This is a genomic window from Pantoea sp. Ae19-2, assembly GCF_059801205.1.
This window is the reverse complement of sequence record NZ_JBCHWE010000001.1, coordinates 24984-38190: the sequence shown is the minus strand read 5'-3', so window position 1 is coordinate 38190 and position 13207 is coordinate 24984. Positions and strand designations below refer to the sequence as shown.

Genomic DNA, 13207 nt, shown 5'->3' with positions numbered 1-13207 from the left:
CTCTGAACGTCAGCGCAGGGCATCCCTTTGTCGTAAAACAAGCTGAGGAAGATTTAACATGTTGATTTCAATGAAAGAGATGTTAAGCCCCACCCGCCAACACCGCTTTGCTATAGGCGCATTTAACGTGGCCGACAGCTGTTTTATCCGCGCGGTGGTGGAAGAAGCCGAAGCCACACAAACTCCGGCCATTATCTCTATTCATCCCAGCGAACTGGCGTTCGTGACGGATGCGTTTTTTGGCTATGTTCGGGAGCGCACCCTGAAAAGTACCGTGCCCTTTACCCTGCATCTGGATCATGGTGCTTCGGTTGCCCACGTGCTGCGCGCTATTCAGTGTGGCTTTACATCGGTCATGATTGACGGCTCGCTGCTGCCCTATGAAGAAAACGTGGCGCTGACCAAAGAGGTAGTGAAGCTGGCGCACGCGGTGGGCGTATCTGTCGAGGGCGAACTGGGGACCATTGGCGATACCGGCACCTCGGTAGAGGGCGGCGTCAGTAAAGTGATTTACACCGATCCCGCGCAGGCAGAAGACTTTGTGCAGCGCACCGGCGTGGATACCTTAGCGGTGGCAATAGGCACGGCGCACGGTATCTATCCCAAAGATATGAAGCCCGAACTGCAAATGCATATTCTGCGGGATATCTCTCAGCGCGTGTCCATTCCGCTGGTCTTGCACGGCGGTTCGGCGAATCCCGATGCCGAAGTGGCGGAGGCGGTTACGCTGGGCGTGGGTAAAATCAATATTTCCAGCGATATGAAATATGCCTATTTCCAGAAGGTGCGCGAAGTCTTAACCCGCGAAACCTGGTGGGACCCTAACGTTATCTATCCCGAAGCGATTGAAGCCGCTAAAGCGGTGATCCGCTACAAAATGAATTTGTTTGGCGGACTGGGAAAAGCGTCGCTGTATTGAGTACTGAAGGGTAAAAATGTGTGGTTGGTGTTCCGTGCGGTTCCCACCGCCACGGTATCGGATCTGACGTCCTCGCGCCGCTAACGCGGTGCCTTCGCGGCGTTCGTCAACCTGACGAACCAGCGGAGACGGTACTTCCTGTACCGGCTCCGCTTTTTGCCCGCGTCCTGCGGGCAAATTCTGGCTTCCTCGCTCTGCTCAGCGCTGCGAATTGTCTGTTCCGCTCCCGTGGCGGTGGGCACAGTGACGCATGTGCGCCGTTTCGGACGGCTATCTGCAGTTTTGAAGCCCGGCGTTAACACATCAGGTAAACCCCCTGCTTTCGCCTTACTTCATCACACCCATCCACTGCTGGGCGATCTGCGCATATTCCCCGGTCGCGGTGCTCAGATGCAGCCACTGATCGACATACTGCTTCCAGCTCATATCATCACGCGGAATCATGTAAGCCTTTTCACCGTACTGGAGCGGTTTATCCGGGTTGAGCGCACATAACGTAGGAAAGCGTTTCTGCTGATACAGCGCCTCGGAGGCATCGGTGATCATCACATCGGCTTTATTATCCACCAGCTGCTGGAAGATGGTCACGTTATCGTGAAACAGCGTTAACGCAGCCTGAGGTAAGTGGCTGTGAACAAACGCCTCGTTCGTGCCCCCTGCTGGCTCAACCAGACGCACGCTGGGCTGGTTCATCTGTTCGACCGTCTGGTACTTCGCCTTATCGGCGCATCGCACCAGCGGAATTTTACCGTCCACGCCTAACGGCTGCGCAAACCAGGCCGTTTGCTGGCGCTTCAGCGTGACCGATACGCCACCCAAGGCGATATCGCACTGCTTCGCGATAAAGTCCTGCATCAGGGTTTTCCAGGTAGTGGGTACCCATTGCACCTTCGCCCCCAGTGACGCGGCCAGGGATTCAGCCATGCTGATATCCAGCCCTTCATAGCTGCCATCCGGTTTCAGGAAGCTGTAAGGTTTGTAGTCCCCGGTAGTACAGACTTTCAGAGTTTTGGTGTTAAGAACGCTGTCCAGACGCGACTGGGCCTGCGCGCCGCCAGCCACCAGCAGTAACGTGATTACGAGTGTTTTTTTCATCATTGTATTTTTTTCGGCAGTGAGTTTGCGCTGGTATGGTGACATAACCTCGGGGGTTATTGCGCTATTCGCAAAAGTGTTGTGATCATTCTCGCATTTTTCTCCCGCCCGCCACGGCCTAAGCTACCCCCCATTGACGCATACGGGAGACAAGCTTAATGAGTAACATTTTAATTATCGATGGCGGTAAAACCTTCGCCCATTCCAAAGGCGAGCTGAATCATACGCTGACCGAGGTGGCCGCCAGCCAGCTGCGTGATCTGGGCCATGAGGTCACGATCACCGTTGCCGACCACGCGTATGTTGTGGCCGATGAGGTGCAAAAATATCTCGACAGTGACGTGGTGATTTATCAAATGCCGGGCTGGTGGATGGGTGAACCCTGGACCGTGAAACGTTACATCGATGAGGTTTTCACCGACGGCCACGGTAAGCTGTATGCCAGCGATGGCCGCACCCGTGCCGACGGCGCAAAAAAATATGGTTCAGGCGGACTGATTCAGGGCAAAAAATATATGCTGTCCCTGACCTGGAACGCACCACTGGAGGCCTTTACCGACCCTGAGCAGTTCTTTGAAGGCGTGGGCGTTGACGGACTGTATCTGCATTTCCATAAGGCGAATCAGTTCCTGGGCATGGAAGCATTGCCGACCTTTATCTGCAACGACGTGATGAAACAGCCGGATGTTCCACGTGATATTGCACGTTATCGCACGCATCTCAGCAAAATTTTTGCTTAAATAGCGTTTCACCCAGAAAGAGGAAACGTAAATGTTAACCGTCGTTGCTGAAATTTGTGTTAAGCCAGGCTGTCGCCAGAAAGTACTGGATGCGTTTCACCAGGTGATCCCTACCGTGCTGGAAGAAGAAGGCTGCCATCAGTACAGTCCTCTGGTCGATCACCAGGCGCAGGTGCCCTGGAAACACAATTCACCTGATTCGATTTTCATGCTGGAACAGTGGGAAACGCTGCGCCATCTTGATCAGCATCAGCAGATGCCGCATATGGAAGCCCATCGTACGGCGATTAAAGACTATGTGACTGACGTGAAAATTCTGGTGCTGGAGCCGGGTAAATAATCCTGGCGGAACACGCACAAAAAAAAGCCCCATTCAGGGGCTTTTTCCATCAGGCTGCGGATTACACTTCAATATCCGCTTTATCGCCTTTTTCCTGCAGCCAGTTACGACGATCTTCGGATCGCTTTTTCGCCAGCAGCATATCCATTACCCGCAAAGTCTGTTCAATATCATCGTCACTGACGGTGAGCTGCACCAGACGGCGCGTGTTGGGATCGAGCGTGGTTTCGCGCAGCTGCAGCGGGTTCATTTCACCCAGCCCTTTAAAGCGCTGCACGTTTGGCTTGCCCTTCTTGCGCTTCAGCTGCTCCAGTACGCCCTCTTTCTCGTCTTCATCCAGCGCGTAATACACTTCTTTGCCCAGATCGATGCGATACAGCGGCGGCATGGCGACATAGACGTGGCCATTTTTTACCAGGGTGCGGAAGTGCTTCACAAACAGCGCACACAGCAATGTGGCGATGTGCAGCCCATCCGAGTCCGCATCAGCAAGGATACAGATTTTGCCGTAGCGCAGCTGTGAGAGATCTTCGCTATCGGGATCGATACCGATCGCCACCGAAATATCGTGCACCTCCTGCGAGGCCAGCACTTCATCGGACGAGACTTCCCACGTATTGAGGATCTTACCTTTAAGCGGCATGATCGCCTGATATTCGCGATCGCGCGCCTGCTTGGCCGATCCGCCCGCCGAATCCCCTTCCACCAGGAAGAGTTCGGTTTTATTCAGATCCTGCGCGGTGCAGTCTGCCAGCTTACCTGGTAGTGCCGGGCCGCTGGTCAGTTTTTTACGCACCACTTTTTTGGCTGCGCGCATACGGCGCTGGGCGCTGGAGATCGCCAGCTCCGCCAGCTGTTCTGCCGCCTGCACGTTCTGATTCAGCCACAGGCTAAAGGCATCTTTTACTACGGCAGACACAAAGGCGGCGCACTGGCGCGAGGATAAACGCTCTTTTGTCTGGCCTGCAAACTGCGGATCCTGCATTTTCACTGACAGCACATAGGCGCAGCGATCCCAGATATCCTCTGCGGACAGTTTGACGCCGCGCGGCAGAATATTGCGGTATTCACAAAACTCACGCATGGCATCCAGCAATCCCTGACGCAGACCGTTGACATGGGTACCGCCCTGCATGGTGGGAATCAGGTTCACATAGCTTTCGGTCAGCAGCTCACCGCCTTCCGGCAGCCACAGTAATGCCCAGTCCACCGCTTCGATATCACCGGCAAAGGTTCCGACGAAGGGCTTCTCTGGCAGGGTTGGCAGGCCGTTGACGGCTTCGCACAGGTAATCTGTCAGACCATCTTCGTAGCACCAGCGCTGTTCGGTATTGTTCAGCTTGTCTTTGAAGACAATTTCCACCCCTGGACACAGCACGGCTTTCGCCTTAAGCAGGTGTGATAAGCGGGACACCGAGAAGCGCGGACTGTCAAAGAAGTGCTCATCCGGCCAGAAATGGACGCTGGTGCCGGTGTTGCGCTTCGCAACCGTGCCCGTGACGGTCAGATCCTGCACTTTTTCACCGTTTTCGAAGGCGATACTGTAGATCTCACCATTACGTCGCACGTTGACTTCAACACGCTTAGAGAGGGCATTGACCACCGAAATGCCGACGCCGTGCAGGCCACCGGAAAACTGGTAGTTTTTATTAGAGAATTTCCCCCCCGCGTGCAGCCGGCACAGGATGAGCTCAACGGCCGGGACGCCTTCTTCCGGATGGATATCCACCGGCATGCCGCGTCCGTCGTCAGTCACTTCTAACGACTGATCGGCATGTAAAATCACTTCTACGCGCCTGGCATGGCCCGCCAGTGCCTCATCGACACTGTTATCAATCACTTCCTGACCCAAGTGGTTAGGGCGCGTCGTATCGGTATACATTCCCGGGCGACGGCGAACCGGCTCAAGGCCAGTCAGGACCTCAATGTCACCCGCATTATAGCTTGATTGACTCATGGTAACTGTCTGATTAGAAGAAGAAAATGGTTGCGATTTCCGCGTTACTCAAGCGTGATTCAGGCCCAGAAAGTCCAGAATTTGCGGGAAATGGCGTTCGAATCCAGTAAATGCATGATTTCCGCCCTCTTCCACCGTATGACGGCACGCGCTGTAGTAGTCGAGCGCCTGGCGGTAATCGAGCACTTCATCGCCGGTTTGTTGCAGCAACCACAACAAATCAGGTGCTTCCAGCGGTTCAATCTGCATCACTTTCAGATCGTAAATGTGGCGAGACTCTAACACATATTGCTGACCGGTGTAGGGATTCTGATTCTCCCCTAAAAAATCCACCAGCAACTCGAACGGCCGCACGGCAGGGTTGACGACCACTGCAGGCAACATAAAGCACTGGGACAGCCACGTCGCGTAGTAACCGCCCAGCGAGGAGCCCACCAGGCCCATTTCACGCCCGCTGTGACTTAACACGATGTCTTCCAGCATCGCCGCGGCCTCGGCCGGAAAAGTGGGAAGCTGCGGCACAATCATCTCTATGTCGGGATGATTGTGACTCAGCCACTGTTTGAACAGCGTCGCTTTCGCTGAGCGCGGGGAGCTGTTAAAGCCGTGCAGGTAAAGCAGCGCCTTCATCCGTCAGTATCCTTCGGCATCAAGATCGGGGCAAAACGCCTGAGTGCTGAGCCGGTTCACTTCTGTATCAAGCTGACCGTCATTGTGCAGCGTAAACCAGCGCCAGCCTGGCGCAAGGGTATCAATGGTAAAGCTGGTGCAGTGCGGTTTGAACTGCACGCAGGTGGAAGGCGTGGCCAGCACGCGGCGACCGTGCCACGCCACATCCATTTCCTGATGGATATGGCCGCACACCAGTGTCTTTGCCAGCGGATAGTGCTGTAACACGGCATCAAGCTGATGGGGATTGCGCAAACTGTGTTGATCAAGCCAGGTGCAGCCTGAAGCAAGCGGATGGTGGTGCAGCAGCACCAGCGTATGACGCAGGGGAAAGCGCGCGAGGGCGTTATCAAGCCAGTCGAGCTGATAGTCGCTTAACATGCCATGAGGCACGCCGAAGACCTGACTGTCCAGCAGCACGACCTGCCAGTGTTCGCCCACCAGCACATGCTTGTGCGCGTTGATGCCGGCTCTGGCCAGCGTATCCACCATTGCGGGCTGGAAATCATGATTACCCGGCAGCCAGACGCAGGGTTTTGGCAGGCGCGAAATACCCTCAACAAAATGCTGATAGGCTTCGACCGAGTGATCCTGAGATAGATCGCCGGTGGCCACAATGAGATCATAGTCGCGCTGTTGTGCGATGATCGCATCCAGCACGGCGTCATAACTCGACCAGGTATTCACTCCCAGCAGCGATTCGTGTTTTCCTGCGAACAAATGCGTGTCCGTCACTTGCAGAATCCGCACCACAGATTCTGTTGCCGCAGGAAGAGTTAGCAGGCTATCCAAAGCGTTTCCTTCGTCTCTACGCCGTTCAATGCATTATACGTATCAGCAAGCCGGTACTGCCATGGCGCCATGCGTCAGACAGTAGCGTAACCAGTCAGCGAGGAACTGATTGATTTGATGCTTTTCATCACGCTGATTCATCTTTTTATTCGGGTAATCATAACGCGCTTTAAACCGATAGATCTGCTGTGTTGAACACACTTCAGCGACCATGGCGTCATGATACAGCCTGACAGACATGGAAGGCAGGCTCCAGTAACTCACCGCCGGTGCCGTCTGGCGAATTTCAACCAGAGTAGTGTAACGTGTTGATTCTTCGATTGTTAACTGATAGCGGGCGCCGCTCACCTGATAGCTAACCGATGCGCCTGCCTCGTCATCGCGCGGGAGCAGACGGCGTAACTGGGCGAAATTGGTTTCGCACAGCCGCATCATCTCGGGGAAATCAGGGATATAGCGCTGTTTCATTTTTGCGTCCACTCTTCTCGAAGTTCTTTATGGTGCAGTGCCAGCCATTGCAAGGCGATGACAGATGCCGCGTTATCAATAATCCCCTGTTCCACCCAGTGGTAAGCCTGTTCACGGCTTACGACATGCACAAGAATATCCTCATTCTCTTCCTCCAGGCCATGGCATCCTGTTGCCAGGCCGGCATCCACTTCTCCCACCATAACCGATAAACGTTCGCTGGTGCCGCCCGGGCTGGCAAGATAGTTCAACACGGGCTTCACCCGGCCAACGGTCAGACCGGCTTCTTCTGATGCTTCACGGCGCCCCACCTGTTCCGGAGTTTCACCGGGTTCAATAATGCCCGCAATCATTTCCAGCAGCCAGGGCGTTGGGCTGCAGTCGAAGGCCGGAATGCGGATCTGCTCAATCAGCACCACTTCATCACGGATGGGATCATAAGGTAGCAGGACGGCAGCATGGCCGCGCTCAAAAACTTCACGCGTCACTTCTCCGCTCATGCCGCCTTTAAACAGACGATGGCGAAAACGGTAGCGAACGATGGAAAAAAAACCGTCGTAGGCCGTTTCACGTGCAATAATTTCTACATCATTTTTTGTGAAAGTCACAGGTGATGTTTTATTGTCCTTCATCGTTTGGTTCCTTTTGCAGATTGGGATGACACAGATAAAACACAAGCCCGGGCACTATATAAACAGTCATTACAGAGTTATTTACCTGAAACACGCAAATATGGCACGTTCAGCCACCTTATCTCACAGTTGCCCTCTGCTAGAATCTGCGATAATTTTTGGCTTACCGGCGGCACTATCATTGCGATTTGCTGCAACAAAAGGAATGCAAATGAAAAAACTGCTCCCATTATTTATTGGGCTGAGCCTGGGCGGTTTCAGCGTCGCCAGTCAGGCAGAAAACCTGCTTCAGGTTTACCAACAAGCGCGTTTAAGCAACCCGGACCTGCGGAGCTCCGCTGCCACTCGCGATGCTGCGTTTGAGAAAATCAACGAAGCGCGCAGCCCTTTATTACCACAACTGGGTTTGGGTGCAGATTACAGCTATGCAAATGGCTATCGTGATAGTAGCGGTATTCATTCCAACACGACCAGTGGCACACTGCAATTGACGCAAACCATTTTCGACATGTCAAAATGGCGCGCGCTGACCCTGCAGGAAAAAACCGCAGGTATTCAGGACGTCACCTATCAGGTTGCTCAGCAGGATTTGATTCTGAATACCGCGACGGCCTATTTCAACGTGCTGAAAGCCATTGATACGCTTTCTTACGTCGAAGCACAGAAGATGTCCATCTACCGCGAGCTGGATCAAACCACTCAGCGCTTTAACGTGGGCCTGGTGGCCATTACCGACGTGCAGAACGCCCGCGCCCAGTATGACAGCGTGCTGGCCAATGAAGTCACGGCGCGTAACAATCTGGATAACTCGGTGGAGTCTTTGCGTCAGATCACCGGCATGGACTATCTGGCACTGGCCTCACTGAACATCGATCGCTTTAAAACCACCAAACCTGATGACGTTAACGCGCTGCTCAAGCAGGCAGAAAGCCGTAACCTTAATCTGCTTTCTGCCCGCCTGAATCAGGATTTAGCTCGTGAACAGATTCGTTCTGCGGAATCAGGCCACCTGCCAACGCTCGATCTGACCGCGTCTACCGGTCTGTCTAACAGCAAATACGGCGGAAGCCGCGCTGAACAGAGTGCAAACTCAACAGACTCGATTACAGGAAACAGTAAAGTCGGCCTGAGCTTCACGCTTCCGCTTTACAGCGGTGGCAGCGTGACCTCACAGGTGAAGCAGGCGCAATATAACTTTGTCAGCGCCAGCGAACAGCTGGAGGCGGCTCACCGCTCTGCGGTTCAGACGGTACGTTCTTCTTACAACAACGTGAATGCGTCCGCGAGCAGCATTGCGGCGTACAAGCAAGCCGTGGTCTCTGCGCAGAGTTCATTAGACGCCATGGAAGCCGGTTATCAGGTCGGTACGCGTACCATCGTTGACGTGTTGAACGCCACCTCAACCCTGTATAACGCGAAACAGCAGTTGTCCGATGCACGTTACAGCTATCTGATTAATCAGCTAAATATCAGCTATGCGCTGGGCACGCTGAACGAGCAGAGTCTGGGCATTCTCAACAGCCAGTTAGGCAAAGAGATCTCCACCTCACCGGAAACCGTTCAGCCCCAGAACGTTCAGCAGGTACTGGGTGAAGATCACATCGCGAGTTCTTCTGAAACCGCGACGGCGCCAGTGCGCCCGGCCGCCCATAAAAGCAGCCGTAACCCTTTCGCTAACTGATCGCCCTGCGGGCCGCTTTGCGGCCCGCTTCTCTTAAAAACGTATAACTAAGTAAAGATCCCCGTCCTGCCTGGCCGTTAGCTTCATTTCTCGCCACTCATCCCCTATTCTATGCGCTACCTTTGGGCACAGGATATTTATAATGAAACGGACTAAAACGATCCGCTATGCCGCCTTTCGTAAGAGCTGGCAAGCAAGACACTTAACGCCTGTTGCTATCGCTGTATCAGCGGTATTTATGCTGGCAGGCTGTGAACAAAACGACGAAACCGTCTCGCTCTATCAGAACGCCGATGATTGTACGAAAGCCAATCCCGGCCAGAGTGCGCAATGCACCACCGCGTTTAACAACGCCAAAAAGGAAGCGGAACGCACCGCACCGAAATACGCCACACGTGAAGACTGCGTGGCAGAATTTGGTGAAAACCAGTGTCAGCAGGCGCCTGCACAGGCTGGCGTGGGCAGCACTAATGCCGAGTCGCAGCAAAGCGGCAGCTTCTGGATGCCGCTGATGGCGGGCTATATGATGGGCCGCATGATGGGCGGCGGCGCGGGTTTTGCGCAGCAGCCGCTGTTCTCACCTAAAACGCCAAACAGCCCGGCTAACGGTCAGTTCGTTGATGCGTCCGGCCGTAACTATGGTAACGCCACCTCCGGTAAAACCATGACGGTTCCTAAAACCGCCATGGCGCCTAAACCGACCACCACCTCAACGATTACGCGGGGTGGCTTTGGTGAAACGGTCGCGAAGCAAAACAGCATGCAGCGTAGCAGCAGCGCGTCCGGCACCTCCAGCCGTTCGCTGGGAGGCTAACCCCGCTTATGCAACGCATCGCGATTTCAGAGCGCCCGGGCTGGCGGGAAAAAGCCACGGAGTTTGGTTTTCGTTTTCACACCATGCACGGTGAGCCCTACTGGTGTGAAGAGGCTTACTATCAGTTCACGCTGGCGCAGATTGATTATCTTGAGGACGTCACCGCCGAGCTTCATCAGATGTGCCTGCAGGTCGTGGAAAAAGTGGTGAACAGCGAAGCGCTGCTCACCAAATTTCGCATTCCTAAGCATACCTGGGACTTCGTGCGTGATTCATGGCAACAGCGTCAGCCCTCGCTTTATTCGCGTCTCGACCTCGCATGGGACGGCAAAAGCGATGCCAAACTGCTGGAGAACAACGCCGACACGCCGACGTCGCTGTATGAGGCGGCGTTTTTCCAGTGGCTGTGGCTCGAAGACCAGCTCAATGCCGGTCAGCTGCCGCAGGGCAGCGATCAATTCAACAGCCTGCAAGAGAAACTCATTGAACGCTTTACGGTGCTTCATCAGCAACAGGGGTTTAACTGGCTGCATTTCGCCTGCTGTCGTGATACCGATGAAGATCGTGGGACGGTGCAATACTTGCAGGACTGCGCCACGGAAGCCGGACTGCCGAGCGAATTTCTCTACATTGATGAGATAGGGCTGGGGGAAAAGGGCCAGTTTACTGACGCCCAGGATCAGGTCATCAGTAATCTGTTCAAGCTTTATCCGTGGGAATTCATGCTGCGCGAGATGTTTTCTACCAAACTGGCCGATGCGGGCGTACGCTGGCTGGAGCCGGCATGGAAGAGCATCCTGTCAAACAAAGCGTTGCTGCCTCTGCTGTGGGAGATGTTCCCTAATCACCCTAACCTGTTGCCCGCCTGGTTTGCCGAAGACGATGTGCCACCGATGGAGAAATACGTAGTTAAGCCACTGTTCTCGCGCGAAGGGGCCAACATTCGTATTGTGGAAAACGGCAAAGAGATCGCCCGTGTGGACGGTCCTTACGGCGAAGAAGGCATGATCGTCCAGCAGTTCCATCCGCTGCCGAAATTTGGCGACAGCTATACCCTGATTGGTAGCTGGTTGATTGACGATCAGCCTGCGGGCATCGGCCTGCGCGAAGATCGCGACCTGATCACCCAGGATCTTTCGCGTTTCTATCCGCACGCGTTTATTGAGTAGCGCTTTCCTCCAGGCCAGTACGCTGGCCTGGTTTCCCGCTAGCCGACCTGTACCGACAGCATACTGATTGCGCCCATTTCCATACCTTCAACAGGTACGGTTACGGCCTCACCTGGCTGACGGGACCCCAGCACGTACAGCAACGGCAGGAAGTGCTCCGGCGTGGGATTGGCGAGTGCAGCATCCGGATGCTGCATAAAATTCACCAACGGATGAGAATCTGCTCCGGCGTCAACCGCCAGATTATCGCGCACATAGTTGTTGAATCCGGTCGCCCAGTCATAAGCGTTTCCGCCGCCCCACAGCACCTTACGCAGGTTGTGTACCACATTGCCGCTGGCGACGATCATCACGCCGCGATCGCGCAAGGCAGACAGTTTTTGCCCTATTTCAAAATGCCAGGCCGCAGGCTTACCGCTGTCGATACTAAGCTGGACGACCGGAATATCCGCCTCAGGATACATTTTAATGAGTACGCCCCACGAGCCGTGATCGAATCCCCATGCATGATCCTGATGAACCGGCACGGGCGATAAAATCTCAACAATTTCATTTGCCAGTTCAGGCGAACCCGGTGCGGGATAGCGGGTATCAAAAAGCGCCTGCGGAAAACCGCCAAAGTCATGAATGGTGCGCGGGTTTTCCATCGCTGTGACCGCCGTTCCCTGGGTATACCAGTGAGCCGAAATGGCCAGGATGGCCCGCGGTCGTGGCAGCGTGGCACCGGCTTTACGCCAGGCTTCGGTGTAACGGTTTTCTTCTAACGCATTCATCGGGCTGCCGTGTCCCAAAAACAGTGCTGGCATACGTAACTGGCTCATAGCGATCCTTAATGTGTTCACTCTATGAGCACTACGATACGCTGTTTGCAGGGGTTATCACGCGGATAAGCATGATGTTCTCTGTCAGGAAATTTGAACGAAAGAGATGGGTCAGATAAGCAGGATGGATGGGGGAAGAGGTAAAGCAATCAGGCCAGTATTTCTGGCCTGACAGTAAGCCGCTTAGCTGGCCTGACGCGTTTCGTGCTCGCGACGATAGGCAACCAGATCTTCGATCGTCACGACCGGCATCGCATGCTGTTTAGCGAACAGGATCACTTCAGGCGCATGCGCCATAGAGCCGTCGTCGTTGGTCAGTTCACACAGGACGCCTGCAGGTTTAAAGCCCGCCAGCGTGACCAGATCGATGGTCGCTTCAGTATGACCGCCGCGGGTCAGAACACCACCATCATGGGCACGCAGGGGAAAAACGTGGCCCGGACGGTTCAGATCTTCGGGTTTGGCGTTATCGGCAATCGCCGTGCGAATGGTAGTGATGCGATCCTGCGCGGATACGCCGGTGGTGACGCCCTTCGCCGCTTCGATGGTCACGGTAAACCCTGTGCCATAGGCGCTGGTGTTGTTTTCCACCATCATCGGTAATGCCAGCTGCTGGCGGCGTTCTTCGGTCAGGCAGAGGCATACGATACCGCTGCCGTGGCGAATGGTGAGAGCCATCTGCTCGACGGTCATGGTTTCGGCAGCGAAAATCATATCGCCTTCGTTTTCACGATCTTCATCGTCGAGCACCATCACACCGCGTCCTTCACGGAGTGCGGCGATAGCACGTTCTACACGCTGTTTCGGCGTGCCAAATTCAGAAAGTAGAGTCTGATTCATGGTAATAAAACCTTTTAAATGTATTGGGTTACCAGAATCAGGGCAAGCTTAGGAGTGACGCCGTGTATAGACGTAGCAATGACGCAAAACAGACATAATGCCTGACAGATGTCGTTACCCTCTCCCATCCGGACTTTAACCGTCGGCCCCGGAATTTCACCGGATCTGCTGACCTTCACCATCACAGTGAAGCGCTCGCGGGCTGTCAGCCTGGGCTGATTTACCGCCGGTGGGGAATTTCGCCCCGCCCTGAGAATAAGCGTTTTAACT

At 54.5% G+C, this 13207-nt stretch carries 14 protein-coding genes and 1 riboswitch; of the genes, 6 read left to right on the top strand and 8 right to left on the bottom strand.

Translation table 11 applies throughout. The features are described 5' to 3' along the window. The first annotated feature begins 58 nt into the window (after window positions 1-58). Window positions 59-919 carry a ketose-bisphosphate aldolase gene (locus AAIE03_RS00190; protein WP_014605034.1) on the top strand — a complete coding sequence of 287 codons (861 nt, stop codon included), beginning with the start codon at window positions 59-61 and terminating at the stop codon, window positions 917-919. Between the two features lie 327 nt (window positions 920-1246). Here the strand turns inward: AAIE03_RS00190 and AAIE03_RS00185 are convergent, their stop codons facing one another. Next, window positions 1247-2059 (bottom strand): transporter substrate-binding domain-containing protein, encoded by an 813-nt coding sequence (locus tag AAIE03_RS00185; RefSeq protein ID WP_210509901.1) that lies wholly within the window; start codon window positions 2057-2059, stop codon window positions 1247-1249. A gap of 113 nt (window positions 2060-2172) precedes the next feature. Here AAIE03_RS00185 and AAIE03_RS00180 point away from each other — a divergent pair, with 113 nt between their 5' ends. Both AAIE03_RS00180 and AAIE03_RS00175 read left to right on the top strand, forming a co-directional pair. Next, on the top strand, window positions 2173-2754 hold the full coding sequence (locus AAIE03_RS00180) for an NAD(P)H-dependent oxidoreductase (protein ID WP_014594633.1): 582 nt from the start codon (window positions 2173-2175) through the stop codon (window positions 2752-2754). A 31-nt stretch (window positions 2755-2785) separates the two neighbouring features. After that, window positions 2786-3094, top strand: a complete 309-nt coding sequence (locus tag AAIE03_RS00175; protein WP_013027237.1) for a putative quinol monooxygenase — start codon at window positions 2786-2788, stop codon at window positions 3092-3094. 61 nt (window positions 3095-3155) lie between these two features. Here AAIE03_RS00175 and parE read toward each other — a convergent pair whose 3' ends face one another. The 5 genes from parE to nudF are packed head-to-tail and all read right to left on the bottom strand — an operon-like array spanning window position 3156 to window position 7612. Beyond that, window positions 3156-5051, bottom strand: a complete 1896-nt coding sequence (parE, locus tag AAIE03_RS00170; protein WP_014594634.1) for a DNA topoisomerase IV subunit B — start codon at window positions 5049-5051, stop codon at window positions 3156-3158. 48 nt (window positions 5052-5099) lie between these two features. After that, window positions 5100-5681 (bottom strand): esterase YqiA, encoded by a 582-nt coding sequence (gene yqiA, locus AAIE03_RS00165; RefSeq protein WP_013027239.1) that lies wholly within the window; start codon window positions 5679-5681, stop codon window positions 5100-5102. 3 nt (window positions 5682-5684) lie between these two features. Next, window positions 5685-6512: a 3',5'-cyclic-AMP phosphodiesterase gene (cpdA, locus tag AAIE03_RS00160; RefSeq protein ID WP_498562683.1), complete on the bottom strand. Its 828-nt coding sequence runs from the start codon at window positions 6510-6512 to the stop codon at window positions 5685-5687. Between the two features lie 42 nt (window positions 6513-6554). Continuing rightward, a complete protein-coding gene (locus tag AAIE03_RS00155) occupies window positions 6555-6980 on the bottom strand; it encodes a DUF1249 family protein (RefSeq protein ID WP_014605031.1) in 426 nt (141 codons plus the stop codon). Further along, window positions 6977-7612: an ADP-ribose diphosphatase gene (gene nudF / locus AAIE03_RS00150; RefSeq protein ID WP_013027242.1), complete on the bottom strand. Its 636-nt coding sequence runs from the start codon at window positions 7610-7612 to the stop codon at window positions 6977-6979. Before nudF ends, AAIE03_RS00155 begins: the two co-directional genes overlap by 4 nt. Window positions 7613-7823: 211 nt before the next feature. On the opposite strand from nudF, the gene tolC reads away from it, so the two are divergent. From tolC to AAIE03_RS00135, 3 genes are all read left to right on the top strand, one after another. Further along, entirely contained in the window at window positions 7824-9293 is a 1470-nt protein-coding gene (tolC, locus tag AAIE03_RS00145; RefSeq protein ID WP_014605030.1) for an outer membrane channel protein TolC, read from the top strand. 142 nt (window positions 9294-9435) lie between these two features. Further along, on the top strand, window positions 9436-10107 hold the full coding sequence (locus AAIE03_RS00140; protein ID WP_013027244.1) for a DUF1190 family protein: 672 nt from the start codon (window positions 9436-9438) through the stop codon (window positions 10105-10107). An 8-nt stretch (window positions 10108-10115) separates the two neighbouring features. Further along, entirely contained in the window at window positions 10116-11276 is a 1161-nt protein-coding gene (locus tag AAIE03_RS00135; protein WP_014594637.1) for a glutathionylspermidine synthase family protein, read from the top strand. Between the two features lie 38 nt (window positions 11277-11314). Here AAIE03_RS00135 and ygiD read toward each other — a convergent pair whose 3' ends face one another. Together ygiD and ribB are read right to left on the bottom strand one after the other, a co-directional pair. After that, window positions 11315-12097 carry a 4,5-DOPA-extradiol-dioxygenase gene (ygiD, locus tag AAIE03_RS00130; RefSeq protein WP_029569164.1) on the bottom strand — a complete coding sequence of 261 codons (783 nt, stop codon included), beginning with the start codon at window positions 12095-12097 and terminating at the stop codon, window positions 11315-11317. A gap of 183 nt (window positions 12098-12280) precedes the next feature. Further along, on the bottom strand, window positions 12281-12937 hold the full coding sequence (gene ribB, locus AAIE03_RS00125) for a 3,4-dihydroxy-2-butanone-4-phosphate synthase (protein WP_013027247.1): 657 nt from the start codon (window positions 12935-12937) through the stop codon (window positions 12281-12283). A gap of 112 nt (window positions 12938-13049) precedes the next feature. After that, window positions 13050-13198, bottom strand: a riboswitch (FMN riboswitch). Window positions 13199-13207 lie beyond the last annotated feature (9 nt).

What these genes read in the sequence shown, in the direction of transcription:
- AAIE03_RS00190 (WP_014605034.1), top strand. Translation starts at nt 59, where the DNA reads ATGTTGATTTCAATGAAAGAGATGTTAAGCCCCACCCGCCAACACCGC.
- AAIE03_RS00185 (WP_210509901.1), bottom strand. Translation starts at nt 2,059, where the DNA reads ATGTCACCATACCAGCGCAAACTCACTGCCGAAAAAAATACAATGATG.
- AAIE03_RS00180 (WP_014594633.1), top strand. Translation starts at nt 2,173, where the DNA reads ATGAGTAACATTTTAATTATCGATGGCGGTAAAACCTTCGCCCATTCC.
- AAIE03_RS00175 (WP_013027237.1), top strand. Translation starts at nt 2,786, where the DNA reads ATGTTAACCGTCGTTGCTGAAATTTGTGTTAAGCCAGGCTGTCGCCAG.
- parE (WP_014594634.1), bottom strand. Translation starts at nt 5,051, where the DNA reads ATGAGTCAATCAAGCTATAATGCGGGTGACATTGAGGTCCTGACTGGC.
- yqiA (WP_013027239.1), bottom strand. Translation starts at nt 5,681, where the DNA reads ATGAAGGCGCTGCTTTACCTGCACGGCTTTAACAGCTCCCCGCGCTCA.
- AAIE03_RS00155 (WP_014605031.1), bottom strand. Translation starts at nt 6,980, where the DNA reads ATGAAACAGCGCTATATCCCTGATTTCCCCGAGATGATGCGGCTGTGC.
- nudF (WP_013027242.1), bottom strand. Translation starts at nt 7,612, where the DNA reads ATGAAGGACAATAAAACATCACCTGTGACTTTCACAAAAAATGATGTA.
- tolC (WP_014605030.1), top strand. Translation starts at nt 7,824, where the DNA reads ATGAAAAAACTGCTCCCATTATTTATTGGGCTGAGCCTGGGCGGTTTC.
- AAIE03_RS00140 (WP_013027244.1), top strand. Translation starts at nt 9,436, where the DNA reads ATGAAACGGACTAAAACGATCCGCTATGCCGCCTTTCGTAAGAGCTGG.
- AAIE03_RS00135 (WP_014594637.1), top strand. Translation starts at nt 10,116, where the DNA reads ATGCAACGCATCGCGATTTCAGAGCGCCCGGGCTGGCGGGAAAAAGCC.
- ygiD (WP_029569164.1), bottom strand. Translation starts at nt 12,097, where the DNA reads ATGAGCCAGTTACGTATGCCAGCACTGTTTTTGGGACACGGCAGCCCG.
- ribB (WP_013027247.1), bottom strand. Translation starts at nt 12,937, where the DNA reads ATGAATCAGACTCTACTTTCTGAATTTGGCACGCCGAAACAGCGTGTA.